Here is a 25,654-nt window from a genome sequence, read left to right as displayed (position 1 = left end):
GCTCCATGCAGTTCCCCCATATCCCCCAGCAAGCACAGCTCCCGCTGTTCGAAGCATTCCTGGCCCAACCCCTGGCGCCGGCTCTCAAGGAAGCAGCCGAATCGCCCTGGAACAATGCCCCAGAAGCTTTCAGCGAACTGTCATTACGTGGCGCCGCCGGGAACTGCCTGAACCTGTTGGCCCCCATCCTCAGGGAACTGAGCCAGGACCAGGATGCCCGCTGGCTCACCCTGATCGCCCCGCCCTCCAGTGTTACCCAGGCCTGGCTGCGGGATGCCGGCCTGAATCGCGAACGCATCCTGCTACTGCACCCACGAGGCACCCAGAGCCCTCAACAACTGGCCTGCGAAGCCCTGCGCCTGGGCCGTAGCCATACGGTGGTCAGCTGGCTGAACCCACTGAGCAGCAGCGCCAGGCAACAGCTGGTCAGCGCTGCGCGGACTGGCGAGGCACAAAGCCTGAATATCCGCCTGGGATAAACAACGGGAAATAGCTGGAGACACGCTTGGATGATTCAAGGCTTCTCCAGGACTGAGAAGCCGAAACAACGCGACGAGCGGCCTAAAGAAACCGATGGACGGGCCTTAGTGAAGAACCCGCGGCCCTTCTTCCTTCTCGATTTCACCCTCGACCAAGCGGCCAGCCATTTGTACGCCGACGCTCAACATGGCCTTGGCCACTTCCACATGCTGGCCTTGCAGAAAGGCCTTGGCATCCTCGGAGAAATCCAAAGTCACCAGAGAACCCTCGTCTTCAGCCCTGCGCAGCTCGATACGGCCGTCTGGCAACTCGACAATTTCTAGAAAGGACGTTGGCATATAGATTTATTCTCCACGAAAGGCGAAGGATTATACCAGCCATCGCCCGAACCTCGCGCGGGAATCGCTTGAGTCCGATTGGCTGCCTCTCGAAGAACCAGGTACCAACCAGCAGCAGCGCAATAGCGCGAGAACCTCTTGGTATCTTCAAAAATTTGGCTTGTATTCAAAATCCATTGCAACCTGACCAGCAGAGAACGGCGCTGTAAGAAGCCTGCTCACATTCAATCGATTGACCACCGAACCACGTGAACAACTGGACGCTATTGTTGAAATGCTGCTAATCCCAGGTTGGGTGATGGAAGACTTGAGCCTGCCGATAACCACCAGCAAAACTGCGCCGGATTGAGCCCACGCCACTACTCAATAGTGCAAACGCACTCACTGCGCATCGTGCTTGAGAGTCAAAAACACTGAACTCGGGTTCTCCTGCCGAACTTCTTCCTGCGAGGCCGGATCGACTGGACCACCTTGCAGCAGCACCAACTGGTACACCCATTCCAGCACCGAAAACAGCCCAGGTAGCTCAATCCCCTCCACGATCCGCTGACGAAAGACGGCAAGATCGCTCAACGCCCCAAGATCGGCACGGGCCATGATCTCATCGCCGAAGCTCAGGCAGAGCCGCCCCTGGCTGGAAAACTCCAGGTTGACCTTATCCAGGCGACGCGCCAACTCCAGCAAAAAACCCAGGGTCGCGCCCGTGGCGAATCGCTCGCAACCGGCCTGATCATTGCCCCACAGTACGAAGGTCTCATCGAAAGCGCTGCAACCGGTCTTGAACGGCTGCAACGTCTGTGGGGCCGGCAAAGGACTGGAACGAACCGCGATATCCATCACCCAAGGGAAATCCACCACCAGGCTATAGCGATTGAAGGTATCGAAGACCTTCCTGTAGCTGCCACCCGGCCCACGCTGGTTGCTGGAGGTAACGTACTGCAGGTGGTGGTATTCGAGCGCCAGCCGGTGGCAGCCTCCCCGATAGACGCCCTGGACCGAGTCGACGATGTGACGTCGCTCATTGCCTCGCTGATATTCGATGAATTCACTATTGAGCTTCTTCAGGCGCCACTCGGCGGTACTGTCGAATTCGCTCAATTCATTGCAGAACAGTGCACATTTGCGAGCAATGCTGGCGGCCAGGTCCGTCGATGATCCAGAAAGCCCTTTACCGATGTAGTAGCTGAAAAAGACCAGGGCTAGACCCAGCCAGAACATCCCACCCATGCCATCCATCAACCACATCGCGGCAAAGGTGGCAAAGGCCAGCACCAGAAGGACTATCGACTGCATATGATTGAACTCCAGCCCGCCGGGAAACACCTCGAGCCTGTCGAGCACCTCCAGCAAATCCGCGTTTGAGCGGGCACGGGCGACCCGCACCTGAGCGTCATGAAGCAGGCGAACCAATGCCTGGTCACGCAAGAAGAACAGCATGAATCTTCCTTGATCAAATTGTCGTACAGCGGATCAGTCGGCGTCCGGGCTCAACACTCGTTCAAGCCGTCCCGAAAACGAATGGCCAGGGCCTTGAGATTCTGCCGCCAGCTTTCCAGCTCCTCATGCCCCAGCTCTGGCGGCTCCTCTTCATCCAGGCTGACCGCCACGATCAACGGCTGGGTGACATCGCCCTTGGGCTTGTGGGGCGCCCTTGGCGGCTGGAGCAAAGTCCCATAGGCGGTCAGCAACTGCGCCAGCCAGCTTTGCGGGCTCTGCGCCAGCTCGACCAACTCCGCCAGCTCGGGAATGGCGATGTTTTCCAGCACCTCACGATTGAGGATCTGCTCCACGCGGGAAGCACCTGCCTGGGGCAATCGATAGAACCCGGCAATCTCGTGGCACAACCCGAGCAGCGCCCCGTACAGGTGAAACAACACCGATTCGCGGCCAGCCTGGACCAGGGCCTGGGCATTCATCGCCCGCCCCTCTTGCGCCCGCGCCAAAGCCTCCAGGGCCAAGCCGGCGAAATAGATTTTCTGATTGGTACGGGTATAGAGCTCATGGGCCATGTAGGCAGCCTCCACCATAAGAACAGAGCCGGATGCGGGTATCGCAGTTTCAGGGATCGCTCACGCCGGCCGCAAGCCAAAAGAAAGGCCGCATGCTCCAAGGGAACATGCGGCCTTGTCAGTCACCGCGCGGAGGTCGCCCTACAGCGCTCACGGGACTTCAGCGCTTGTCCTCGACCTTCCAGCTGCCGCCGTCGTAGAAGGCGCGCCAACCAGTAGGCTTGCCATCGACTTCGGTCTGCACGTACTGCTCTTTGGTCTTGCGACTGTAGCGCACCACCGCTGGACGGCCTTCCGGATCCTTTTGCGGCGCTTCACAGAGGAAGTGATACTTCGGATCGATCTCGTCCTTGTGCGGGATCAGCTCGAGCACCAGCGGCGCACGGGTCTCGCGGTTCTTCGGGAACTGGCTGGCAGCCAGGAACAGCCCCGATGCACCGTCACGCAGGATATAGGTGTCGTTGACTTTCTCGCACTTGAGCTCAGGCATCTTCACCGGGTCCATCTTCGGCGGCGCCGCATCGCCGCTCTTGAGCAGCTTGCGGGTGTTCTTGCAGGTCGGGTTGGTGCAACCGAAGAACTTGCCGAAACGACCGGTCTTGAGCTGCATCTCGCTACCGCACTTGTCGCACTCCAGGCTCGGGCCTTCGTAGCCCTTGATCCGGTAGCTGCCCTCTTCGATCTCGTAGCCGGCGCAATCCGGGTTGTTGCCGCAGATATGCAGCTTGCGCTTTTCATCCAGCAGGTAAGCGTCCATCGCCGTGCTGCAGATCGGGCAACGATGCTTGCCGCGCAGTACCAGGGACTCGGATTCACCCTCGTCGTCCGCCGCGATCTCGTCGCCCGGAACCAGGTTGACCGTGGCCTTGCAGCGCTCCTTGGGTGGCAGGCTGTAACCCGAGCAGCCCAGGAACACGCCTGTGGAGGCCGTACGGATCTGCATCGGCCGGCCGCAGGTCTGGCACGGGATATCGGTCATGACCGGCTGGTTGGCGCGCATACCGCTTTCAGCGCCCTCCGCGACCTCGAGCTTGTTCTTGAAGTCGCCATAGAACTCGTCGAGCACGTTCTTCCAGTCACGCTCGCCCTGGGCCACATCGTCGAGGTTCTCTTCCATGCCGGCGGTGAAGCCGTAGTCCATGAGGTTGGAGAAGCTCTCGGAGAGGCGCTCGGTGACGATATCGCCCATCTTTTCCGAATAGAAGCGTCGGTTGTGCAGGGTCACGTAGCCGCGATCCTGGATGGTGGAGATGATCGCCGCATAGGTCGAAGGACGCCCGATACCACGCTTTTCCATTTCCTTCACCAGGCTGGCTTCGGAGTAGCGCGCCGGCGGCTTGGTGAAGTGCTGGCTCGGATCCAGCTTGATCAGCTTCAGCACTTCGCCCTGGGCCATGTCGGGCAGCACATCGTCATCGCCCGGCTTGCTCACCTGGGGCATGACCCGGGTGTAACCGTCGAACTTGAGGATACGGCCCTTGGCGCGCAGCTCGAAGTCGCCAGCGGCAACGCTGACGGTGGTGGACAGGTATTGCGCTGGCGGCATCTGGCAGGCCACGAACTGGCGCCAGATCAGCTCATACAGGCGCTCGGCGTCACGCTCCATGCCCGACAGCTTGCTCGGATGGGTGTGCACATCGGACGGACGAATCGCTTCGTGCGCCTCCTGGGCCCCTTCCTTGCTGCTGTAGACATTGGGCGAGGCTGGCAGGTACTTGTCACCGAATTCGCTCTCGATATAGCTGCGAGCCATCGCCACGGCGTCGGCCGAGAGGTTGGTGGAGTCGGTACGCATGTAGGTGATGTAGCCCGCTTCGTACAAGCGCTGGGCCATCATCATGGTCTTCTTCACCCCGAAACCCAGGCGGTTGCTCGCGGCCTGCTGCAGGGTGGAAGTGATGAACGGCGCCGAAGGCTTGCTGCTGGTGGGCTTGTCTTCACGCTTGGCGACGCTGTAGGACGACGCCTTGAGCTTCTCCAGCGCCGCCATGGCCTGGGCTTCGTTGAGCGGCTTGAAGGCCTCGCCATTCTCGCGTGCCACTTCGAAACGCACCTTGGCGTTCTTCGCGGTCCCGAGGTCGGCATGCACTTCCCAGTACTCTTCGGGGATGAAGGCGCGGATTTCTCGCTCACGCTCCACCACCAGCTTGACCGCAACCGACTGCACGCGACCGGCGGACAGGCCACGGGCGATCTTGGCCCACAGCAGCGGCGACACCATGTAGCCCACTACGCGGTCGAGGAAGCGCCGGGCCTGCTGGGCATTGACCCGATGGATATCCAGCTCGCCCGGCTGGGAGAAGGCGTCCTGGATCGCCTTCTTGGTGATTTCGTTGAACACCACGCGCTTGTAGCGCTCGTCGTCACCACCGATGGCCTCGCGCAGGTGCCAGGCAATGGCTTCCCCTTCGCGGTCCAAGTCCGTCGCGAGATAGATGGTGTCGGCATCCTTGGCAAGGCGGCGCAGCTCTTCGATGACCTTTTCCTTGCCAGGAAGGATTTCGTACTTGGCTTTCCAGCCGTGCTCGGGATCGACGCCCATGCGCGCCACCAGCTGCTTGCGCGCCTTTTCCTTCGGCGACAGGGCCGGAGCCTCGCCTGCGGCCTTGCCACGCTTGGCGGCAGGCTCCTTGGCGGCACTTGCCGAACCGCTGGTGGGCAGGTCTCGGATATGGCCGATACTCGACTTCACCACGTATTGGTTGCCCAAGTACTTGTTGATGGTCTTGGCCTTAGCCGGGGATTCCACAATGACCAGCGATTTGCCCATGGATCGGAAAATTCCTGAATTCGAGAAGTTGAGGCGGATGGCGCCTGACGCGGCACCGCTATATATAGTGGCAACAAGGTGAGGTCAAGCGCAGGGTACTGCGCGACCTGCGCTCAAGCCGGTGAAAAAAGACTGGGTTCGGCCTGCACCAAAGCAAAGCGTGGGACCTGCTCGCCGTCAACTTCGACTGACTCCAGGAACATGCTCAAGGGACGCACCCAGAAGCCGTAATCGCCATACAGGGCTTGGTAGAACACCACTTCTTCTTCCGTTTCCGAATGCCGCGCCACGCTGAACACGCGGTACTGCGGCCCTTTGTAATGCTGGTAGAGCCCGGGTTGTAACTGCATGCTCTGGCCCTCGTGCAAAAAATTAAAAATCTTCAGAAAAACAAAAACCGGGGCACAGGGCCCCGGCTTCCATCAACCCAACGCTTAAACGCGTTCGAAGACGGTCGAGATACCCTGGCCAAGGCCGATGCACATGGTGGACACACCGAAGGTGCCGCCATTCTGCTTCATGACGTTGAGCAGAGTCCCGGAGATACGCGCGCCGGAACAACCGAAAGGGTGGCCCAGGGCGATCGCGCCGCCGTGCAGGTTAACCTTCTCGTCCATCTTGTCGAGTACTTTCAGATCTTTCAGCACTGGCAGGGCCTGTGCGGCGAAAGCTTCGTTAAGTTCGAAGAAGTCGATATCGGCGATTCCCAGGCCCGCACGCTTCAAGGCTTTTTGCGTAGCCGGTACTGGACCATAGCCCATGATCGCCGGATCCACACCTGCGACCGCCATCGAGCGAATCACTGCCATCGGCTGGATACCCAGGTCCTGGGCACGCTGGGCAGACATCACGATCATGCACGAGGCGCCGTCGGTGATCTGCGACGAAGTACCGGCAGTCACGGTGCCGCCCTTGGGGTTGAACGCCGGCTTCAGGGCCGCCAGGCTTTCCAGGGTAGTGTCCGGACGGATGGTTTCGTCGTAGTCGAACAGCTTCAGGAAGCCGTTCTCGTCGTAACCCTGCATCGGGATGATCTCGTCCTTGAACTTGCCCTCCAGGGTCGCCTTGTGGGCGAGCTGGTGGGAGCGCAGGCCGAAGGCGTCCTGCTGCTCACGGGTGATGCCATGCATCTTGCCCAGCATCTCGGCAGTCAGCCCCATCATGCCCGAGGCCTTCGCCGCATACAGGGACAGGTGCGGGTTCGGATCGACGCCATGCATCATGCTCACATGGCCCATGTGCTCGACGCCGCCGACGACGAACACGTCGCCGTTGCCGGTCATGATCGCCTGTGCCGCGGTGTGCAGGGCGCTCATGGACGAACCGCACAGGCGGCTGACGGTCTGGCCAGCCGAGGTGTGGGGGATCTGGGTCATCAGCGAGGCCATGCGGGCGATGTTCCAGCCCTGCTCCAGGGTCTGGTTGACGCAGCCCCAGATCACGTCCTCGACTTCCGCCGGATCGACCTTGGCGTTGCGCTCCAGCAGCTTGCTGATCAGGTGTGCCGACATGTCTTCGGCACGGGTGTTGCGGTGCATGCCGCCCTTGGAGCGGCCCATCGGAGTACGACCGAAGTCGACAATCACGACGTCTCTAGGATTCAAGCTCATATGTTCACTCTCGCTCTAGTGTGGGCGCTTAACCGAAGAAGCTCTGGCCGTTCTTGGCCATCTCACGCAGCTTCGCGGTCGGGTGGTACAGCGCGCCCAGATCGGCGTACTGGTCGGCCAGGGCAACGAACTGGGCGACACCGATGGAATCGATGTAGCGCAGCGCACCGCCACGGAATGGAGGGAAACCAATACCGTAGACCAAGCCCATGTCGGCTTCGGCAGCGGTCTCGACGATGCCGTCTTCCAGGCAGCGAACGGTTTCCAGGCACAGTGGGATCATCATCCAGTTGATGATGTCTTCGTCGGTGACTTCACGCTGCTCGTAGACGATCGGCTTGAGCACTTCCAGCACCGACGGATCGGCGACCTTCTTCTGCTTGCCGCGCTTGTCGGTCTCATAGGCGTAGAAGCCCTTGCCGTTCTTCTGGCCCAGGCGCTTGGCCTCGTAGAGCACGTCGATGGCCGAACGGCGATCATCCTTCATGCGATCCGGGAAACCTTCGGCCATCACGTCGCGACCATGGTGGCCGGTGTCGATGCCAACCACGTCCATCAGATAGGCCGGGCCCATCGGCCAGCCGAACTTCTCCATGATCTTGTCGATGCGCACGAAGTCCACGCCAGCGCTGACCAGCTTGGCGAAACCGCCGAAGTACGGAAACAGCACGCGGTTGACCAGGAAGCCCGGGCAGTCGTTGACCACGATTGGGTTCTTGCCCATTTTCTTGGCATAGGCAACGGTGGTGGCGACGGCCAGCTCACTGGACTTCTCGCCACGGATCACTTCCACCAGCGGCATCATGTGCACGGGGTTGAAGAAGTGCATGCCGACGAAGTTTTCCGGACGCTTGAGGGCCTTGGCCAACAGGCTGATGGAAATGGTCGAGGTGTTGGACGCCAGGATCGCGCCTTCCTTGACCTGGGCTTCGACTTCAGCCAGTACGGTCTGCTTGACCTTGGGGTTCTCGACCACGGCCTCGACCACCAGGTCGACGTTGCCGAAATCACCGTAGGACAGGGTCGGGCGAATGCCGTTGAGCACTTCGGCCATCTTCGCCGCGGTCATGCGGCCCTTCTCGACGCGGCCAACCAGCAGTTTCGCGGCTTCCGCCAGGCCCTGCTCGATACCGTGTTCGTTGATGTCCTTCATCAGGATCGGCGTGCCCTTGGAGGCCGACTGGTAGGCGATGCCGCCACCCATGATGCCGGCGCCAAGTACGGCGGCCTGCTTCACGTCCTGGGCGATCTCGTCGTAGGCCTTGGCCTTGCGCTTGAGCTCCTGGTCATTCAGGAACAAGCCGATCAGGCTCTGGGCGGCCGAGGTCTTGGCCAGCTTGACGAAGCCTGCGGCTTCCACTTCCAGGGCCTTGTCGCGGCCGAAGTTGGCGGCCTTCTGGATGGTCTTGATCGCCTCGACCGGAGCCGGGTAGTTAGGACCCGCCTGGCCGGCCACGAAACCCTTGGCGGTTTCGAAGGCCATCATCTGCTCGATGGCGTTGAGCTTGATTTTCTCCAGCTTCGGCTGGCGCTTGGCCTTGTAGTCGAACTCGCCGGAGATGGCGCCCTTGAGCAGGGTCAGGGCCGCATCCTTGAGCTTCTCAGGAGCTACCACGGCATCCACCGCGCCGACTTTCAGCGCGTCTTCGGCACGGTTTTCCTTGCCGGCGGCGATCCATTCGATGGCGTTGTCGGTACCGATCAGGCGTGGCAGGCGCACGGTGCCGCCGAAGCCCGGGTAGATGCCCAGCTTGACCTCCGGCAGGCCGATCTTGGCGCTGGCGGACATGACGCGGTAGTCCGCTGCCAGGCACATTTCCAGGCCGCCGCCCAGGGCGATGCCGTTGATGGCGGCAACGGTAGGCACGCCAAGGTCTTCGAAATCGCTGAAGATCTTGTTGGCTTCGAGGTTGCCTGCCACCAGCTCCGCATCCGGCAGCTTGAAGTTGTCGACAAACTCGGTGATGTCGGCGCCGACGATGAACACGTCCTTGCCACTGCTGACGATCACGCCCTTGATCGACGCATCTGCCTTGATGGTGTCAACAGCCTGACGCAATTCGTTCAGGGTTAGACGGTTGAACTTGTTGACGGACTCACCCTTGAGGTCGAAATTCAATTCGACGATGCCGCTTTCAAGAGCCTTAACCGTGATGGCTTTACCTTCGTAAATCATCAACTGATCTCCACGATATGGAAGCTGAACAGTACACGTCGGACGCTAACTTCTGGCATGACACTGACGTCACCGTCGATGCTAACGCCAATCCGCCAGGCACACCCGCCAACGCGATAATCGGGAATCTGTATCGAGACGCCTGAGATACAAACGCTCATTTCATACGCCCGTTTGATTTGGGTACGCCACATTCACGGAAAATCCGCTAATTGTCAATCGTCCGAAATGCTGTTTGAAACGCGACTTTGCGGTCATTCCCGGGTGTCGCGGACCACCAACACGCCCCTGCATCTGCAGTCATTCATAAGATCAATATTTAGAAAAATCGCCCTAAATCTTCCGCGGACATGACAACCCCTGGCTAAGCTTCAGGAAGAAATCCGAACAACGCCGCATGCTTGGCCACTGGAACTGCATGCCGTCACAAGCCCATGCCCAGGCAACAAAAAGCCACCCGAAGGTGGCTTCATGAGAGTTTCCGGCCTGCCTGGCCACCCCGCCCGATGCTGAGTCGGGCTTTTTATTGCCTGGCGCACAGGCTTGCCCCACTTGCTCGACCCTCAAGCCAGGGCCTTGAGTACCGCGGCGATATCCTGCAACACCCGGGGCTCGCCCCGCTCATTCCAGTACAGGGCGATCAGCTGCTTGTCGGCCTCCACCTTGAACACGCCGGCCGGCAGGGTTCGCAGGTGCTGGAGCAGCGGCTCATCGGCACAGGGCTCGCGCCATTGGTTGACCCAACTTCCCGGGGCCACCTGCCAATAGCTCCAACACGCCACCTGGCCGCCACGCCGTGGACGGTGGTATTGCGGACACGGGTCTGGAGGCTGCTGGCCCAGCCAGTGCGGCCACTCCTGGGGCGCCAACTGCATGGCCAGGCCCATGCGCCGAGCCTCCATGCGCACGGCGATCAACCCACTCTGGCGACGCGAAGGTCGTAGCCATGCCCAGGGACTCAAGACCACCACAAGGATTGACACCACTATCCACACCGTCATATCTGTACTCTCGATTCTCGATGAGCGGGCCGTTGCAACCAACCCGCTTCAAACCAGCCATACTTGAAGCTATTGCAATCCTCTGGAGGAGCGCCTCATGCCCTACCACCATATTCTGGTCGCCGTAGATCTAACCGAAGAGTGCGATCCTGTTATCCACCGGGCCCGCGAACTGTCGGTGAGCAATGGCGCCAAGCTGTCGCTGGTGCACATCGTCGAACCGATGGCGATGGCCTTCGGTGGCGACGTCCCCATGGATCTCTCGCAGTTGCAGCAGCAACAATTCGACCAGGCCAAGGAACGCCTGGACCGCCTGATCAACAAGTACCCGGAACTGACCAAGGAATACAGCCACCTGACCTATGGCCAGCCGCGCCAGGAAATCCATCACCTGGCCAAGGAACAGGAGTGCGACCTGATCGTGGTCGGCAGCCACGGTCGCCATGGCTTGGCCCTGTTGCTCGGCTCCACCGCCAACGACGTCCTGCACGGAGCACCTTGCGACGTGCTGGCGGTACACCTGGCCAAGCGCTGACGCTTGCCGTTGCCGAACTGAAGAACCGATAACCGCACCGACAAAAAGCCCGACTCTGGAGTCGGGCTTTTTGCATCAGGCACCCAGCAATCAGGCATCCAGCTCCGCCCAGCGCTCGACCATCTGGTCCAGTTCGGCGTTCAGTTGCTCCAGCTTCGCGATGACCGCGGTGGTTTCCGCCACGGGCCGCTGGTAGAAACCGGCATCGGCCATTTCCGCCTCGACGTCGGCGATCTGCTGCTCCATGGCCTCGATCTGCCCCGGCAGGGCCTCGAGCTCACGCTGCAGCTTGTAGCTGAGCTTCTTCTTCGCCGCAGGTGCAGCGGCTTCCAGTACTGGCTCCGGCGCCTGGGCCGACACTGGCGGCACTACGGCGGAGTTCAGCTCGGCCTTGCCGGACTTGTTCTCGGTCACACCCAGCAAACGCGGCGAGCCACCCTGGCGGATCCAGTCCTCATAACCACCGACGTACTCGCGCACGCGCCCCTGACCCTCGAAGACCAAGGTGCTGGTGACCACGTTGTCGAGGAAGGCTCGGTCGTGGCTGACCATCAGTACCGTGCCCTGGTAGTTCGACAGCACCTCTTCGAGCAGCTCGAGGGTTTCCACGTCCAGGTCGTTGGTCGGCTCGTCCAGCACCAGCAGGTTGGCCGGTTTGCTGAACAGCTTGGCCAGCAGCAGGCGCGCACGCTCGCCACCCGACAGCGCCTTGACCGGCGTCCGCGCCCGCTGTGGGCTGAACAGGAAATCACCCAGGTAGCTGAGCACATGCCGGTTCTGGCCATCGATCTCGATGAAGTCGCGACCTTCGGCGACGTTGTCGATCACGGTCTTTTCCAGGTCCAGCTGGTGGCGCAACTGGTCGAAGTAGGCCACTTCGATCCGCGTGCCCTCTTCCACCGTGCCGCTGCTGGGCACCAGGCCGCCCAGCATCAGCTTGAGCAAGGTGGTCTTGCCGGTGCCGTTGGCGCCCAGCAGGCCGATACGATCGCCGCGCTGCAGGACCATGGAGAAATCCTTGACCAGGAACGGCCCTTCCGGGTGGGCGAAGCTGACATTCTCCAGCACCATCACCTGCTTGCCGGACTTGTCCGCCGCTTCCAGCTGGATGTTGGCCTTGCCGGTGCGCTCGCGACGCTGGCTACGCTCCACGCGCAAGGCCTTGAGCGCTCGCACGCGGCCCTCGTTACGGGTGCGACGGGCCTTGATGCCCTGGCGAATCCAGACTTCTTCCTGGGCCAGGCGCTTGTCGAACAGTGCGTTGGCGGTTTCTTCCGCGGCCAGGGCCGCTTCCTTGTGCACCAGGAAGCTGGCGTAGTCGCCGTTCCAGTCGATCAGGCCGCCACGATCCAGTTCGAGAATACGAGTGGCCAGGTTCTGCAGGAAGGAACGATCGTGGGTGATGAACAGCACGGCCCCCGGGAAATCCTTCAACGCTTCTTCCAGCCAGGCGATCGCACCGATGTCCAGGTGGTTGGTCGGCTCGTCGAGCAGCAGCAGGTCCGGCTCCGCCACCAGAGCCTGGGCCAGCAGGACGCGCCGGCGCCAGCCGCCGGACAACTCGGCGAGGGTCCTGTCGGCAGGCAGTTGCAGGCGGCTCAGGGTGCTGTCCACCAGTTGCTGCAAGCGCCAGCCGTCACGAGCCTCGAGGTCGTGCTGGACGTGCATCAGCTTTTCCAGGTCGGCGTCGGTGACGATGTTCTGGCTCAGGTGATGGTACTGGGCCAGCAGCTCGCCGACTCCAGCCAGGCCCTGGGCGACCACATCGAACACGGTGCGCTCGTCGGCCACCGGCAACTCCTGGGGCAACTCGCCGATCTTCAGGCCGGGTGCGCGCCATATGGCACCGTCGTCGGGCTTCTGGTCGCCCTTGACCAGCTTCATCATGCTGGACTTGCCAGTACCGTTGCGACCGATGATGCACACCCGCTCGCCACGGGCGATCTGCCAGGACACCTTGTCCAGCAACGGCATGGCGCCGAAAGCAAGGGACACATCGCTGAATTTGAGCAGGGTCATGTTCTTCTCCAAAAACCGGGCGCGCATTCTACCTGAGTTAGGCTCGCAGAAGGCCGGCTATTTCGCCGGTGGCGACCCTGGGGCGACATTTGTTGCCAACTGATACCAGCGAACCGGCAAAGCTTTCGCCGGTTGCTGGCAAAAGGCTAAGCTAGTGAGCAATCAGTGTTGGCCCTGTCGGCACTTGTCATGATTTCTCTGCCCGGATGTCTCATGCGCAGTCGCCTTTTCAGCCTTTTATCCTGCCTGCTTCTTTCCGCCGCTGCCGCCCAATCCACCCAGGCGGCAGACCTGAGCCTGCAACGCCAGTACTACGACGAAGCCAAGCGCGCCCTGGCCAAGGGTGATTCCGGACCCTACTTCCGTTACGCCGATGCGCTGCGTGACTACCCGCTGGAGCCCTACCTGGCCTACGACGAACTCACTGCCCGGCTCAAGAGCGCCAGCAACGCCGAGATCGAGAAATTCCTCGCCGAACACGGCGACCTGCCCCAGGCCAACTGGATGAAACTGCGCTGGTTGCGCTGGCTGGCCGAACGCGGCGACTGGGCGACCTTCACCAAGTACTACGACCCCAAGCTCAACTTCACCGAACTCGACTGCCTCAACGGCCAGTACCAGCTGGGCCACAACCTCAAGGCCGAGGGCTACGCCACCGCCGAAAAGCTCTGGCTGAGCGGCAAGTCCCAACCTGCGGCCTGCGACGGCCTGTTCGGCCAGTGGGCCGCCGAGGGCCAGCTGACCGAACAAAAGCGCTGGCAGCGGGCCAAGCTGGCGGCCGAGGCGCGCAACTACGCCCTGGCCAACAGCCTGGTCAACAGCATGACCACCCTGGCGCCCCAGGGCCGCCTGCTGGTGGACGTGGCCCAGAAACCGGAGCTGCTGAGCCAGCCCTCACGCTTCCAGCCCGCCAACGAAGCCATGTCCGATGTGGTCGGCCTTGGCCTGCGCCGCCTGGCCCGCCAGGACCCGGACAAGGCCATGGCCCTGCTCGACGGCTATGCCAGCAGCATGCACTTCTCCCGTGACGAAAAAGTGGCCATTGCCCGCGAGATCGGCCTGACCCTGGCCCGGCGCTTCGACAGCCGCGCCCTGGACGTGATGACCAAGTACGATCCCGAGCTGCGGGACAACACCGTGTCCGAATGGCGCCTGCGCCTGCTATTGCGCCTGGCGCGCTGGGAAGATGCCTACCAGCTGACCCGCAAGCTGCCCCAGGAGCTGGCCAGCACCAACCGCTGGCGCTACTGGCAGGCGCGCAGCCTGGAACTGGCGGAACCGAAGAACCCCCAGGCCCAGGCACTGTTCAAGGGCCTGTCCCGGGAGCGGGACTTCTATGGCTTCCTCGCCGCCGATCATGCCAAGGCGCCCTACCAGTTGAACAACCAGCCGCTGATGCTCAGCCAGGCGGTGATCAACAAGGTACGCAACACTCCCGGCGTGCGTCGCGCCCTGGAACTCCATGCCCGGGGACAGATCGTCGACGGGCGTCGCGAGTGGTACCACGTCAGCCGGCATTTCAACCGCGACGAAATGGTCGCCCAGGCCCGCTTGGCCTATGACCTGAAGTGGTACTTCCCGGCCATCCGCACCATCAGCCAGGCCCAGTACTGGGACGACCTGGACATCCGCTTCCCCATGGCCCACCGCGATACCCTGGTGCGCGAAGCCAAGGTCCGTGGCCTGCATTCCAGCTGGGTGTTCGCCATCACCCGCCAGGAAAGCGCGTTCATGGACGACGCCCGCTCCGGTGTCGGCGCCAGCGGCCTGATGCAACTGATGCCCGGCACCGCCAAGGAAACCGCGCGCAAGTTCAGCATTCCCCTGGCCTCGCCGCAGCAAGTGCTGGATCCGGACAAGAACATCCAGCTGGGCGCGGCCTACCTGAGCCAGGTCCACAGCCAGTTCAACGGCAACCGGGTGCTGGCCTCCGCAGCCTACAACGCCGGCCCCGGCCGAGTGCGCCAGTGGCTCAAGGGCGCCGACCACCTGAGCTTCGACGTGTGGGTGGAAAGCATCCCCTTCGACGAAACCCGCCAGTACGTGCAGAACGTCCTGTCCTATTCGGTGATCTACGGCCAGAAGCTCAATTCACCGCAACCGCTGGTGGATTGGCACGAACGCTACTTCGACGACCTCTGATCTCCCGCCCAAGAAAAAGCCCGCATGATTGCGGGCTTTTTCGCCTCTGCGCCTGTCCCTTGCAATCCTCCGTGGCTGGCGAGGACTACGTCCTCGTGCGCACCATCAAGCCCGGTGAACTCAAGAACCGTCACTGAACTGTAGTGCCGCCAGGCGCGCATACAGCGGGCTGTCGGCAATCAATTGCTGGTGCGTACCTACCGCCACCAGCCGGCCCTGGTCCATGACCACGATTCGATCGGCATTCTTCACCGTGGCCAGCCGATGGGCGATCACCAGGGTGGTGCGATTCTGCATCAGGCTCGGCAAGGCTTGCTGGATCAGGTGTTCGCTCTGCGCATCCAGGGCACTGGTGGCCTCGTCCAGCAGCAGGATCGGTGCATCCACCAGCAGCGCCCGGGCGATCGCCAGGCGCTGGCGCTGGCCTCCGGACAGGCCCTGCCCACCATCGCCCAGGTGAGTCTGGTAGCCCTGGGGCATCTGCTCGATGAACTCATGGGCATAGGCGATCCGCGCCGCCTCCCGGACTTGCTCCGCAGTCGCGCCAGGATTGCCGTAGCGCAGGTTCTCCTCGATGCTGCCGAAGAACAGCGCCGGATTCTGCGACACCAGGGCGAAGCAACGCCGCAGGTCCTGCGGATCGAGGTTGGCCAGGGGCACGCCATCCAGCAGGATCTGCCCCTGCTGTGGATCGTAGAAACGCAGCAGCAAGTCATACAAGGTGGACTTGCCAGCCCCCGAGGGCCCGACCAGGGCCAGGGTCTCCCCGGCGCGGATGTTCAAGGACAAGCCATCCAGGGCATAGCGATCCGCTCGTGAGGGATAGGCAAAGCGCAGGTTCTCCAGTTGCAGCTCACCCCTGACCCGGACTGGCAAGCGGACCAGCCCGGCGCTCGGCGCCTGGATGATGCTCTGCTCCCGCAGCAGCTCGGCGATCCGCTCCGCAGCCCCTGCCGCCCGTTGCAGCTCGCCGATCACCTCGCTCAGGGTACCGAAGGCGCTGCCGACGATCAGGCTGTAGAACACGAAGGCCGCCAGCTCGCCGGCGGAAATTCGCCCGGCGATCACATCCATGCCGCCGACCCAGAGCATCACCCCCACGGCGCCCAGCACCAGGACGATGACCAGGGTGATCAGCCAGGCACGCTGGATGATGCGCTGGCGCGCGGTATGAAAAGCGTCCTCTACCGTCAGGGCGAAGCGCCGTTCGTCCTCGGCCTGGTGGTTGTAGGCCTGGACCGTCTTGATCTGCCCGAGGGTTTGCGCCACGTAGCTGCCCACATCGGCGATCCGATCCTGGCTCAAGCGCGACAGGCTGCGCACCCTGCGACCGAAAAGCAGGATCGGCACCAACACCAGCGGCAGGGCGATCACCACGATGCTGGTGAGCTTGGGATTGGTGATGAACAGCAGGACTATGCCGCCCAGGACCATCAGTGCATTACGCAGGAACAACGACAGCGAAGATCCAATCACCGACTGCAGCAGCGTGGTGTCCGCCGTCAGGCGGGACTGGATTTCCGAGCTGCGATTGTTCTCGTAGAAACCCGGGTGCAAGTAGATCAAGTGGTTGAACACCTGGCGCCGGATGTCCGCGACGCAGCGCTCGCCAATCCACGACACCAGGTAGAAACGCACGAAGGTGCCCACGGCCAGCGCCAGCACCAGCAGCAGGAACAGGCCGATGGTCTGGTTCAGCAGGTGCGGCGACTGGGTCATGAAGCCCTGGTCCACCAACAGGCGGATGCCCTGCCCCATGGATAGGGTGATGCCCGCGGTGAGCACCAGGGCCAGCAAGGCCCCCAGCGCCTGCCAACGGTAGGGAGCGATAAAGCGACTGGCCAGGCGCAAGGCCCGGCGATGACGAGAAGAGAGCATGCCGTTCATCCGTTGACGCGCCGGCGATCGCCCCACGGCAGCGCCGGTAACGGGATGAATTCGCAGGAACTTTGGTAAATCGCAATGAGTCAGGTTGATTATGACCGGTAACGCTAGCACCTAGAGGTTATCGGTCTAATCCGCGACTGGCACTCCTGCGGTATTTCTGATGGAGTGAAGTTACCGGACCTGCCCTGGCGCTGGTCTGTAACAGCCCGGTCACCCGGTCATTCTAAAGTAAGCACACAACCTGATGAGGAGACAGGCCATGTCCTTGCAACACAGCAGCAATGACAAGATTCAAGTGATCCGTACCCAGCCCAACCAGTCTCTGGGTTGTGCCATCATCGATGCCCAGGGCCGCGAAGTACCTATTACTGAAGACATGATCCAGAACGCCTGCCGCGAACTGGAAAAGCGACTGGTCAAGCCTGCTCGGCAAGATTGACACATAGCCTCACGTCCTCTTGACCCGGCCTGGTGGCCGGGTTTTTTATGCCCGCGGTTCAGGCCAGCGTGGCCCCCAATGCCCGGACGATCCGCTGCAGATCCGCCGACTCGCCCTGGATCCGCACCTGCAGGCCGTCGATCTCCCGGCGCTGCGGGTAGTGCTTGCGCAACCCGTCGAAGGCGCTGCGCTGCTGCGCGACATCGTCGGACAAGCTCCGGCGAAAATCCGCATCGTCGCGACGCGGGTCGTACACCGCCCGGCAAATCGTCGCCAGGGCCCAGGCCGGATCGGCCTTGGCATCCAGGCTGACCTGCGCCACCCACGGCGCTGGCAGCAGGCTCTCCAGCAGGACCTGCTCGGCATGGCCGAAGTGCCGGCAGAACGCCTGGTAGATCTGCGCCGTACCACGCTGCTTGCCATCCAGGCTGTAGCCGGCGATATGCGGCGTGGCCAGCACGCACAAATCCGCCAGGGCAGTGTCCACCGTCGGCTCTTGCTCCCAGACATCCAGCACCGCCTGCAGGTCCTCACGCTGCAGGAGCACTTCACGCAGGGCACTGTTGTCCACCACCGGGCCTCGTGCAGCGTTGATCAGCCAGGCGCCCTGGCGCAGCCGCCCCAGGCGCTGGCGATCCAGCAGGTGCCAGGTACGATGTTCACCATCGCGGGTCAGCGGCGTATGCAGGCTGATGACGTCGCAACGCTCGAGCAACTGCTCCAGGCTGACGTAGTCACCGCCCTCCAGCGCCTGGCGCTGCGGATCGCAGACCAGCACCTGCCAGCCCAGGCCACGCAACACCTCGATCAGGCGGCCACCGACCTCACCAGCGCCGACCACGCCATAGCAGCGGCGCGACAGGTCCACGCCCTCGATCTCGGCCAGGGTCAGCAAGCTGCCCAGCACGTAGTCCACCACCCCGCGGGCGTTGCAGCCCGGAGCGCTGGACCAGGCAATGCCGGCCTGCTGGAAGTAGTCCAGGTCCAGGTGGTCGGTACCGATGGTGCAGGTTCCGACGAAGCGCACCGGGGTGCCCTCGAGCAAGGCACGATCGACCTGGGTCACCGAACGCACCAGCAGCACATCCGCCTGGGCCACGCTGGCGCGATCGATGGCGCGCCCGGGAAAGCGCCGGATCTCGCCGAACCCGGCAAAGAATTCATCGATCAGGGGAATGTTTTCGTCGGCAACGATCAGCATGGCAGGCTCCTCTTGGGGAGGCGCAGTTTAGGCCCAGATCACCCGGCGAACCAGCACGGCTTGCAGGCGCGAAGGCAACCGAGGCCCGTATTACAAATCCACAACACGGGACTTATCCCAGGCATGGCGGCAACGCGTAGACTGTCGCGTCCCGCGCAACACACCTATGGACGCTTCGCCCCGTGAATTCCGTGACCGACTCCACCGCCACCCTCTCCACCAGCCGCCCCGCCCGGGTCGGCCGCGAGCTAAAAGACCTGCTGGTACTGGCCCTGCCCATCATGATCGCCCAGGTGGCCACCACCGCCATGGGCTTCGTCGATGCGGTGATGGCCGGGCGAGTGGGCCCCCGCGATCTGGCGGCCGTGGCCCTGGGCAACTCGATCTGGATCCCGGTGTTCCTGTTGATGACCGGCACCCTGCTGGCCACCACCCCCAAGGTCGCCCAGCGTTTCGGTGCCAACAAGCTCGAGGAGATCGGCCCGCTGGTGCGCCAGGCGTTGTGGCTGGCCGTGGCGGCCGGGATCTCGGCCATGCTGATCCTCATCAGCGCCGAGCCAGTGCTGCACTTGATGAAGGTCGATCCGGAGCTGATCGAGCCGTGCATGGGCTACCTGCATGGCATCGCCAGCGGCCTGCCGGCGGTGGCCCTGTATTACGTGCTGCGCTGCCTGAGCGATGGCCTGGGGCGTACCGTGCCGAGCATGGTCATCGGCCTCTGCGGCCTGGCCCTGAACATTCCCATCAACTACATCTTCATCTATGGCCACTTCGGCGTGCCGGCCATGGGTGGCGTTGGCTGCGGCTGGGCCACGGCGATCGTGATGTGGGCAATGATGCTGGGCATGGCCGGCTGGGTCCGCTGGGCGCCGGCCTATCGCAAGATCCAGCTGTTCGGCCGTTTCGAGTGGCCGCGATCGACGGTGATCAAGCGCCTGCTGGGCGTCGGCCTGCCCATCGGCATCGCCGTGTTCGCCGAGTCGAGTATCTTCGCGGTGATCGCCCTGCTGATCGGCAGCCTGGGCGCCACGGTGGTGGCCGGACACCAGATCGCCCTCAACGTCAGCGCCCTGATGTTCATGATTCCCTACTCCCTGGCCATGGCCGTGACCGTGCGCGTCGGCCAGTCCCTGGGGCGCCAGGAACCGCGCAACGCCCGCTTCAGCGCCGGGGTCGGCATGGCGACGGCGCTGGCCTATGCCTGCCTGTCGGCGAGCCTGATGTTTTTCCTGCGCGAGCCCATCGCCTCGATCTACACCACCGATCCGCTGGTGATCCAGGTGGCGTCGATGCTGATCGTGTACGCGGCGCTGTTCCAGTTCTCCGACGGCATCCAGGTGACCGCCGCCGGCGCGCTGCGCGGTTACCAGGACACCCGGGTGACGATGATCCTGACCCTGTTCGCGTATTGGGGTATCGGGTTGCCGGTGGGTTATGCCCTGGGCCTGACCGAATGGTTCGGTGCGCCCCGGGGGCCAAGCGGCCTGTGGGAAGGCCTGATCGTCGGCTTGAGCTGCGCCGCGCTGATGCTGTCGATCCGCCTGGTGCGCAGCGCACGCAAGCAGATCCGCAGCAGCCGCTCGGCGAGTTAATCGAGTTTCTTGCGGATCCAGTAGAGATAGGTGCCCGCGTCTTCCTCCTGCGCCACCAGTTCATGGTCGAGGAAGACGCAGAACTTGGGGATGTCGCGGCGGGTGGACGGGTCGGTGGCGATCACCTTCAACAACCCGCCCGGCGGCAGGTCACGAATATGCTGGTGCAACATCATCACCGGCTCGGGGCAATTGAGGCCGGTGGCGTCGAGGGTACCGTCTACCGGCGTATCGATGATCTGACTCATGGTTCACTCCTGAAACTGGCCGGCATTGTCGCGCAATGCCGGCCATGTGGCGAGGGGCTCAGCGGGAACGGGCAGGCTTGGTGTCCAGGCGCCGCAGGTGGCAGGTCACCTCCTCGCGGTCGTGGTACAGCTGCTTGCAGCCGATGGCCACGCGGATGCCTCGGGCCTTGAATCCATCCTCGATCCGCTCCAGCAGGCGCTTGACCTCGGCATAGCGCTGCTTCATCGGCAGCTTCAGGTTGACCACCGCCTCGCGGCAATGGCCCTCGCCGATCCAGGTCTCCAGCAAGGCTGCGTTGCGCGCCGGCTTCTCGACGATGTCGCAGACCATCCAGTCCACCGGTTGCCGGGGCTGGTAGGTGAAGCCGTCAGCCATCAGGTGCTGGACCAGGCCGGTGTCCATCAGGCTCTCGGCCATCGGCCCATTGTCCACCGCAGTCACCAGCATGCCGCGATTGACCAGCTGCCAGGTCCAGCCGCCCGGGGCGGCTCCCAGGTCGACCCCGGTCATGTCGCTGTGCAGGCGCTCGTCCCACTGCTCTCGCGGAATGAAATGATGCCAGGCCTCTTCGAGCTTCAGGGTCGAGCGGCTAGGAGCCTCCCGGGGGAACTTCAGCCGTGGGATGCCCATGGGCCACATCGCCGAGTTGCCGGCATCGGCCAGCCCGACGAAGACTTCCCGCCCGCTCTTGAAGGTCAGCAGCAGGCGCGGCAAGCCAGCATCCTCCACCAGCTTGCCGGCGCCCTTGAGCGCCTTGCGCAGCGGACCTTCGAATTTCTTGCAGAAGTTCGACAGCTCCTTGCCGTCGTTGGTATCCACCACTTCCAGCCACAGGCTGCCGCACTGCGGGAAAGCGTCCAGGTGGGCCAGGATCACGCTGATGCGGTCGGTTTCCGGCAGCTCGACGAAAGCTCCCCGCGCCCACTGCCGGGGAAAGATCAACTGGGAAAAACGCAGGCCCTGCATCAGCCGCTGCGCGCCGTCGTCCTCGCTGCAGATGAACTCGGCGCAGGCGGTGCCCGGCTTGGCCCTGGCATATCCGGCGACATGCAAATGGGCCGCATGATCAGCGATCTCCGAGCAGACCTCGCCTTCGAAACCGGGACGGCAATGGATAAACAGGGTGTTCATGGAATCTCCTGGGCGTTGGCGATCAATCGTTGCGCAAACCTGCCCGAAAGTGCCCCGGATCAACGAAACGGAGCACGCGCAAAGCCTGTCACGAAAAACGGCGCATGATAACCGAGTTAGGAACCTTGGGCTGAACCCAGCAGTCCAGTGATTAGCGATAAGACCCAAACAGAGCTAGGTTAACTCTCTGTCCGTATCACAGGCCCGTAGCCGTGCGGGCCAGAAGGAGTCGTTCAATGCCATCCCTCGATAGCCTGAAAACCCTCAAGACCCTGAAAGTCGACGACAAGACTTATCACTATTTCAGCCTGCCGGACGCAGCGCGGAGCCTGGGCGATATCGATGCCCTGCCCATGTCGCTCAAGGTCCTGCTGGAGAACCTGCTGCGCTGGGAGGACAACGAGACCGTCACCAGCGACGATCTGAAGGCCCTCGCCGCCTGGCTCAAGGAGCGCCGCTCCGACCGCGAGATCCAGTACCGCCCGGCGCGGGTGCTAATGCAAGACTTCACCGGGGTGCCCGCGGTGGTCGACCTGGCCGCCATGCGCGCGGCCATGGCCAAGGCCGGTGGCGATCCGCAACGGATCAACCCGCTGTCGCCGGTGGACCTGGTGATCGACCACTCGGTGATGGTGGACAAGTTCGCCAGCAGCAGCGCCTTCGAACAGAACGTCGACATCGAAATGCAACGCAACGGCGAACGCTACGCCTTCCTGCGCTGGGGCCAGAGCGCCTTCGACAACTTCAGCGTGGTACCGCCGGGCACCGGCATCTGCCACCAGGTCAACCTGGAATACCTGGGGCGCACCGTCTGGAGCAAGGACGAGGACGGCCGCACCTATGCCTTCCCCGACACCCTGGTGGGCACCGACTCCCACACCACCATGATCAACGGCCTGGGCGTGCTGGGCTGGGGCGTGGGCGGGATCGAGGCCGAAGCGGCAATGCTCGGCCAGCCGGTGTCGATGCTGATTCCGGAGGTCATCGGTTTCAAGCTCACCGGCAAGCTCAGGGAAGGCATCACCGCCACCGACCTGGTGCTGACCGTGACCCAGATGCTGCGCAAGAAAGGCGTGGTGGGCAAATTCGTCGAGTTCTACGGTGATGGCCTGGCCGACCTGCCCCTGGCCGACCGCGCCACCATCGCCAACATGGCCCCTGAATATGGCGCCACCTGCGGGTTCTTCCCGGTGGACCAGGTGACGCTCGACTACCTGCGCTTGTCGGGCCGCCCAGCCGCACTGGTGAAACTGGTCGAGGCCTACAGCAAGGCCCAGGGCCTGTGGCGCCTGCCGGGCAAGGAACCGGTGTTCAGCGACAGCCTGGCCCTGGACATGGGCACCGTCGAAGCCAGCCTCGCCGGACCCAAGCGGCCCCAGGACCGGGTGGCCTTGCCGGATGTGGCCCAGGCCTTCAGCGACTTCCTCGACCTGCAGTTCAAGCCCACCAGCAAGGAAGAAGGCCGCCTTGAAAGCGAAGGCGGCGGTGGCGTCGCCGTGGGCAATGCCGACCTGGTCGGCGAGACCGACTACCAGCATGAAGGCCAGACCTACCGCCTGAAGAACGGCGCGGTGGTGATCGCCGCCATCACGTCCTGCACCAATACCTCCAACCCCAGCGTGATGATGGCCGCCGGGCTGGTGGCCAAGAAGGCGCTGGAAAAAGGCCTGCAGCGCAAGCCCTGGGTCAAGAGCTCCCTGGCGCCCGGTTCCAAGGTGGTGACCGACTACTACCAGGCTGCCGGCCTGACCACCTACCTCGACCAACTGGGCTTCGACCTGGTGGGTTACGGCTGCACCACCTGCATCGGCAACTCCGGCCCGCTGCTGGAACCGATCGAGAAGGCCATCCAGACCTCCGACCTGACGGTCGCCTCGGTGCTGTCCGGCAACCGCAACTTCGAAGGCCGGGTGCATCCGCTGGTGAAGACCAACTGGCTGGCCTCGCCGCCCCTGGTGGTGGCCTATGCCCTGGCCGGCACGGTACGCATCGACCTCAGCCGCGAGCCCCTGGGCCAGGGCAAGGATGGCCAGCCGGTGTACCTGAAGGACATCTGGCCCAGCAGCCAGGAAATTGCCGACGCCGTCGCCCAGGTCAACACCCGGATGTTCCACAAGGAGTACGCCGAGGTGTTCGCCGGCGACGCCCAGTGGCAGGCCATCGAGGTCCCCCAGGCCGCGACCTATGTCTGGCAGGACGACTCGACCTATATCCAGCACCCACCGTTCTTCGACGACATCGCCGGCGCCCTGCCCGAGGTCAAGGACATCAATGGCGCACGGGTCCTGGCGCTGCTGGGGGATTCGGTGACCACCGACCATATTTCCCCCGCCGGCAACATCAAGGCCGACAGCCCCGCCGGGCGCTACCTGCGGGACAAGGGCGTGGAACCCCGGGACTTCAACTCCTATGGCTCGCGGCGCGGCAACCATGAAGTGATGATGCGCGGTACCTTCGCCAACATCCGCATCCGCAACGAAATGCTCGGCGGCGAGGAAGGCGGCAATACGCTGTACATCCCCACTGGCGAGAAAATGGCGATCTACGACGCGGCCATGAAGTACCAGGCCATGGGCACGCCACTGGTAGTGATTGCTGGGCAGGAGTACGGCACCGGCTCGAGCCGCGACTGGGCGGCCAAGGGCACCAACCTGTTGGGGGTCAAGGCGGTGATCGCCGAGAGCTTCGAGCGTATCCACCGCTCCAACCTGGTGGGCATGGGCGTGCTGCCGCTGCAGTTCAAGGCCGGCCAGGATCGCAAGAGCCTCAAGCTCAGCGGCCGCGAGACCCTGGATATCCTCGGCCTCGGCGGCACGCAACTGGCCCCGCGGATGAACCTGCAACTGGTGATCACCCGCGAGGATGGCAGCCGGGAGCAGATCGAGGTGCTGTGCCGCATCGACACCCTGAACGAAGTGGAATACTTCAAGTCCGGAGGGATCTTGCACTACGTCTTGCGCCAATTGATCGCGGCCTGACCCATGACAGCCACAGACACCGCCTTCGGGCGGTGTCTTTCATTGGGTTAACGCATACAAATCGACTGGTTATAATGCCCGACCGCAAAACCTGACTACCCGGTCACAGCAACGACTACAGATCAGGCACCGGGCAACGTCTCTGCAATACCCCTTCTTTCGCAACAAGGATTCCCCATGACCGCTCTGCCATGGATGTACCTGGCACTCCTTTCCCTTGGCTATGCGCTGGCCCTGAGCTATGGACAACTGGGGCTGCTGGCCGCCCTCCCGCTCTTGCTGTTGTTGTGCGCCGGCTTCGCCGTACGCCAGCAGCGCAGCCCCATCGGCCGATACCTGGGTCACAGCCTGTTCGTGGTCGTCGCCCTGGCCCTGGCGATGCACTGGCTACCCGGCTTCTACAACGGACGCGCCATCGACCCGCAACGCCTCACCGATGACGCCGTGCCGTTTTCCCTGTACCTGAACCAGGACAAGCCGCTGATCGGTTTCTGGCTGTTGCTGGCCTGCCCCTGGATCGTCGGTCGTCGCTCCCTGCGCCTGTCGCTGTACGCCGGTGCCCTGGCCCTGCTCTTGTGCGCCATCGCTGCGCTGGGCGGCGCCTTGCTGCTGGGCATCATCGGCTGGGCCCCCAAATGGCCGGAACAGGCCTGGCTATGGGTACTGAACAACCTGCTGCTGGTGACACTGGTGGAAGAGGCGCTGTTCCGGGGTTATATCCAGGGTGGCCTGAGCCGGCGCCTGCAACACCTGCCCTACGGCGAGAACCTGGCCCTGCTCGCCTCGGCCCTGCTGTTCGGCCTGGCGCACCTGGGAGCCGGCTGGCAATGGACGCTGCTGGCGAGCGTCGCCGGGATCGGGTACGGTCTGGCCTATCGGTTCGGGGGCCTGGGAGCCGCGCTGGCCACCCACTTCGGACTGAACCTGCTGCATTTCGGGCTTTTCACCTATCCGATGCTCGCCGGATAGGCCCGGACACTGCAAAACCGCAAGCGAATTGCCAAAACCAGTACTTCAGACGTATTGACTGCCAAGGAAGAAGGTCAATGATTAGCCCCTCGCCAACGCCGCTGGATGCCGGCGCCGCATACGACGAC

At 63.0% G+C, this 25,654-nt stretch carries 20 protein-coding genes; 7 read left to right on the top strand and 13 right to left on the bottom strand.

Annotated elements, in window-relative coordinates; all coding sequences use genetic code 11:
- Positions 1–5 precede the first annotated feature (5 nt).
- Positions 6–479 carry an SOS-induced cell division inhibitor SulA gene (gene sulA / locus H7A76_RS17395; RefSeq protein WP_185699636.1) on the top strand — a complete coding sequence of 158 codons (474 nt, stop codon included), beginning with the start codon at positions 6–8 and terminating at the stop codon, positions 477–479.
- Between the two features lie 105 nt (positions 480–584).
- Here the strand turns inward: sulA and H7A76_RS17390 are convergent, their stop codons facing one another.
- The 8 genes from H7A76_RS17390 to H7A76_RS17355 all read right to left on the bottom strand — a co-directional run bounded on the left by H7A76_RS17390 (position 585) and on the right by H7A76_RS17355 (position 10,384).
- Positions 585–818: a hypothetical protein gene (locus tag H7A76_RS17390; protein WP_083457029.1), complete on the bottom strand. Its 234-nt coding sequence runs from the start codon at positions 816–818 to the stop codon at positions 585–587.
- A 381-nt stretch (positions 819–1,199) separates the two neighbouring features.
- Positions 1,200–2,255 (bottom strand): hypothetical protein, encoded by a 1,056-nt coding sequence (locus H7A76_RS17385; RefSeq protein WP_185699635.1) that lies wholly within the window; start codon positions 2,253–2,255, stop codon positions 1,200–1,202.
- Positions 2,256–2,305: 50 nt separating this feature from the next.
- On the bottom strand, positions 2,306–2,827 hold the full coding sequence (locus tag H7A76_RS17380; RefSeq protein WP_185699634.1) for a DUF6586 family protein: 522 nt from the start codon (positions 2,825–2,827) through the stop codon (positions 2,306–2,308).
- A 160-nt stretch (positions 2,828–2,987) separates the two neighbouring features.
- A complete protein-coding gene (gene topA, locus H7A76_RS17375) occupies positions 2,988–5,597 on the bottom strand; it encodes a type I DNA topoisomerase (RefSeq protein ID WP_185699633.1) in 2,610 nt (869 codons plus the stop codon).
- Positions 5,598–5,710: 113 nt separating this feature from the next.
- A complete protein-coding gene (locus tag H7A76_RS17370; protein ID WP_019093731.1) occupies positions 5,711–5,947 on the bottom strand; it encodes a DUF1653 domain-containing protein in 237 nt (78 codons plus the stop codon).
- An 84-nt stretch (positions 5,948–6,031) separates the two neighbouring features.
- Complete coding sequence (fadA, locus tag H7A76_RS17365) at positions 6,032–7,207, bottom strand: acetyl-CoA C-acyltransferase FadA (protein ID WP_031321318.1); 1,176 nt, start codon at positions 7,205–7,207, stop codon at positions 6,032–6,034.
- A 28-nt stretch (positions 7,208–7,235) separates the two neighbouring features.
- The gene (gene fadB / locus H7A76_RS17360) at positions 7,236–9,383 is read right to left on the bottom strand and encodes a fatty acid oxidation complex subunit alpha FadB (RefSeq protein WP_185699632.1); all 2,148 of its coding nucleotides are present in this window, start codon (positions 9,381–9,383) and stop codon (positions 7,236–7,238) included.
- A gap of 563 nt (positions 9,384–9,946) precedes the next feature.
- A complete protein-coding gene (locus tag H7A76_RS17355; protein ID WP_185699631.1) occupies positions 9,947–10,384 on the bottom strand; it encodes a hypothetical protein in 438 nt (145 codons plus the stop codon).
- A gap of 97 nt (positions 10,385–10,481) precedes the next feature.
- Between H7A76_RS17355 and H7A76_RS17350 the strand changes: the two genes are divergently transcribed.
- Positions 10,482–10,919 (top strand): universal stress protein, encoded by a 438-nt coding sequence (locus H7A76_RS17350; RefSeq protein ID WP_022643343.1) that lies wholly within the window; start codon positions 10,482–10,484, stop codon positions 10,917–10,919.
- A 90-nt stretch (positions 10,920–11,009) separates the two neighbouring features.
- Here H7A76_RS17350 and H7A76_RS17345 read toward each other — a convergent pair whose 3' ends face one another.
- Positions 11,010–12,938, bottom strand: a complete 1,929-nt coding sequence (locus H7A76_RS17345) for an ATP-binding cassette domain-containing protein (protein WP_185699630.1) — start codon at positions 12,936–12,938, stop codon at positions 11,010–11,012.
- Between the two features lie 213 nt (positions 12,939–13,151).
- On the opposite strand from H7A76_RS17345, the gene H7A76_RS17340 reads away from it, so the two are divergent.
- Positions 13,152–15,080, top strand: coding sequence for a transglycosylase SLT domain-containing protein (locus H7A76_RS17340; RefSeq protein ID WP_185699629.1), 1,929 nt, complete (start codon positions 13,152–13,154; stop codon positions 15,078–15,080).
- A 120-nt stretch (positions 15,081–15,200) separates the two neighbouring features.
- Here H7A76_RS17340 and H7A76_RS17335 read toward each other — a convergent pair whose 3' ends face one another.
- Entirely contained in the window at positions 15,201–16,967 is a 1,767-nt protein-coding gene (locus tag H7A76_RS17335; protein ID WP_185699628.1) for an ABC transporter transmembrane domain-containing protein, read from the bottom strand.
- 259 nt (positions 16,968–17,226) lie between these two features.
- Between H7A76_RS17335 and H7A76_RS17330 the strand changes: the two genes are divergently transcribed.
- Positions 17,227–17,406: a PA1571 family protein gene (locus H7A76_RS17330; RefSeq protein WP_011060254.1), complete on the top strand. Its 180-nt coding sequence runs from the start codon at positions 17,227–17,229 to the stop codon at positions 17,404–17,406.
- A 58-nt stretch (positions 17,407–17,464) separates the two neighbouring features.
- Here the strand turns inward: H7A76_RS17330 and pdxB are convergent, their stop codons facing one another.
- The gene (pdxB, locus tag H7A76_RS17325) at positions 17,465–18,607 is read right to left on the bottom strand and encodes a 4-phosphoerythronate dehydrogenase PdxB (RefSeq protein WP_185699627.1); all 1,143 of its coding nucleotides are present in this window, start codon (positions 18,605–18,607) and stop codon (positions 17,465–17,467) included.
- A 182-nt stretch (positions 18,608–18,789) separates the two neighbouring features.
- Between pdxB and H7A76_RS17320 the strand changes: the two genes are divergently transcribed.
- Complete coding sequence (locus tag H7A76_RS17320; protein ID WP_312026260.1) at positions 18,790–20,199, top strand: MATE family efflux transporter; 1,410 nt, start codon at positions 18,790–18,792, stop codon at positions 20,197–20,199.
- On the opposite strand, the gene tusA is transcribed toward H7A76_RS17320, so the two are convergent.
- Positions 20,196–20,447: a sulfurtransferase TusA gene (gene tusA, locus H7A76_RS17315; RefSeq protein WP_022643338.1), complete on the bottom strand. Its 252-nt coding sequence runs from the start codon at positions 20,445–20,447 to the stop codon at positions 20,196–20,198. The two genes, H7A76_RS17320 and tusA, sit on opposite strands and share 4 nt — an antisense overlap.
- 58 nt (positions 20,448–20,505) lie before the next feature.
- A complete protein-coding gene (rlmM, locus tag H7A76_RS17310; RefSeq protein WP_185699626.1) occupies positions 20,506–21,579 on the bottom strand; it encodes a 23S rRNA (cytidine(2498)-2'-O)-methyltransferase RlmM in 1,074 nt (357 codons plus the stop codon).
- Positions 21,580–21,815: 236 nt separating this feature from the next.
- Between rlmM and acnA the strand changes: the two genes are divergently transcribed.
- On the top strand, positions 21,816–24,557 hold the full coding sequence (acnA, locus tag H7A76_RS17305; RefSeq protein ID WP_185699625.1) for an aconitate hydratase AcnA: 2,742 nt from the start codon (positions 21,816–21,818) through the stop codon (positions 24,555–24,557).
- Between the two features lie 177 nt (positions 24,558–24,734).
- Positions 24,735–25,526 (top strand): CPBP family intramembrane glutamic endopeptidase, encoded by a 792-nt coding sequence (locus H7A76_RS17300; protein WP_185699624.1) that lies wholly within the window; start codon positions 24,735–24,737, stop codon positions 25,524–25,526.
- The last annotated feature ends 128 nt before the right edge of the window (positions 25,527–25,654 follow it).

Origin of the sequence: Pseudomonas sp. MSSRFD41 (assembly GCF_014230245.1) — a bacterium.
Lineage (GTDB): Bacteria > Pseudomonadota > Gammaproteobacteria > Pseudomonadales > Pseudomonadaceae > Aquipseudomonas > Aquipseudomonas piscis.
Note: the sequence above shows the minus strand (reverse complement) of the source record. Positions and strands in the feature narration are given on the sequence as shown.

What these genes read in the sequence shown, in the direction of transcription:
- H7A76_RS17355 (WP_185699631.1), bottom strand. Translation starts at nt 10,384, where the DNA reads ATGACGGTGTGGATAGTGGTGTCAATCCTTGTGGTGGTCTTGAGTCCC.
- H7A76_RS17390 (WP_083457029.1), bottom strand. Translation starts at nt 818, where the DNA reads ATGCCAACGTCCTTTCTAGAAATTGTCGAGTTGCCAGACGGCCGTATC.
- H7A76_RS17370 (WP_019093731.1), bottom strand. Translation starts at nt 5,947, where the DNA reads ATGCAGTTACAACCCGGGCTCTACCAGCATTACAAAGGGCCGCAGTAC.
- fadA (WP_031321318.1), bottom strand. Translation starts at nt 7,207, where the DNA reads ATGAGCTTGAATCCTAGAGACGTCGTGATTGTCGACTTCGGTCGTACT.
- H7A76_RS17350 (WP_022643343.1), top strand. Translation starts at nt 10,482, where the DNA reads ATGCCCTACCACCATATTCTGGTCGCCGTAGATCTAACCGAAGAGTGC.
- H7A76_RS17345 (WP_185699630.1), bottom strand. Translation starts at nt 12,938, where the DNA reads ATGACCCTGCTCAAATTCAGCGATGTGTCCCTTGCTTTCGGCGCCATG.
- rlmM (WP_185699626.1), bottom strand. Translation starts at nt 21,579, where the DNA reads ATGAACACCCTGTTTATCCATTGCCGTCCCGGTTTCGAAGGCGAGGTC.
- H7A76_RS17300 (WP_185699624.1), top strand. Translation starts at nt 24,735, where the DNA reads ATGACCGCTCTGCCATGGATGTACCTGGCACTCCTTTCCCTTGGCTAT.
- H7A76_RS17340 (WP_185699629.1), top strand. Translation starts at nt 13,152, where the DNA reads ATGCGCAGTCGCCTTTTCAGCCTTTTATCCTGCCTGCTTCTTTCCGCC.
- pdxB (WP_185699627.1), bottom strand. Translation starts at nt 18,607, where the DNA reads ATGCTGATCGTTGCCGACGAAAACATTCCCCTGATCGATGAATTCTTT.
- H7A76_RS17330 (WP_011060254.1), top strand. Translation starts at nt 17,227, where the DNA reads ATGTCCTTGCAACACAGCAGCAATGACAAGATTCAAGTGATCCGTACC.
- H7A76_RS17335 (WP_185699628.1), bottom strand. Translation starts at nt 16,967, where the DNA reads ATGAACGGCATGCTCTCTTCTCGTCATCGCCGGGCCTTGCGCCTGGCC.
- sulA (WP_185699636.1), top strand. Translation starts at nt 6, where the DNA reads ATGCAGTTCCCCCATATCCCCCAGCAAGCACAGCTCCCGCTGTTCGAA.
- tusA (WP_022643338.1), bottom strand. Translation starts at nt 20,447, where the DNA reads ATGAGTCAGATCATCGATACGCCGGTAGACGGTACCCTCGACGCCACC.
- acnA (WP_185699625.1), top strand. Translation starts at nt 21,816, where the DNA reads ATGCCATCCCTCGATAGCCTGAAAACCCTCAAGACCCTGAAAGTCGAC.
- H7A76_RS17385 (WP_185699635.1), bottom strand. Translation starts at nt 2,255, where the DNA reads ATGCTGTTCTTCTTGCGTGACCAGGCATTGGTTCGCCTGCTTCATGAC.
- H7A76_RS17380 (WP_185699634.1), bottom strand. Translation starts at nt 2,827, where the DNA reads ATGGCCCATGAGCTCTATACCCGTACCAATCAGAAAATCTATTTCGCC.
- topA (WP_185699633.1), bottom strand. Translation starts at nt 5,597, where the DNA reads ATGGGCAAATCGCTGGTCATTGTGGAATCCCCGGCTAAGGCCAAGACC.
- fadB (WP_185699632.1), bottom strand. Translation starts at nt 9,383, where the DNA reads ATGATTTACGAAGGTAAAGCCATCACGGTTAAGGCTCTTGAAAGCGGC.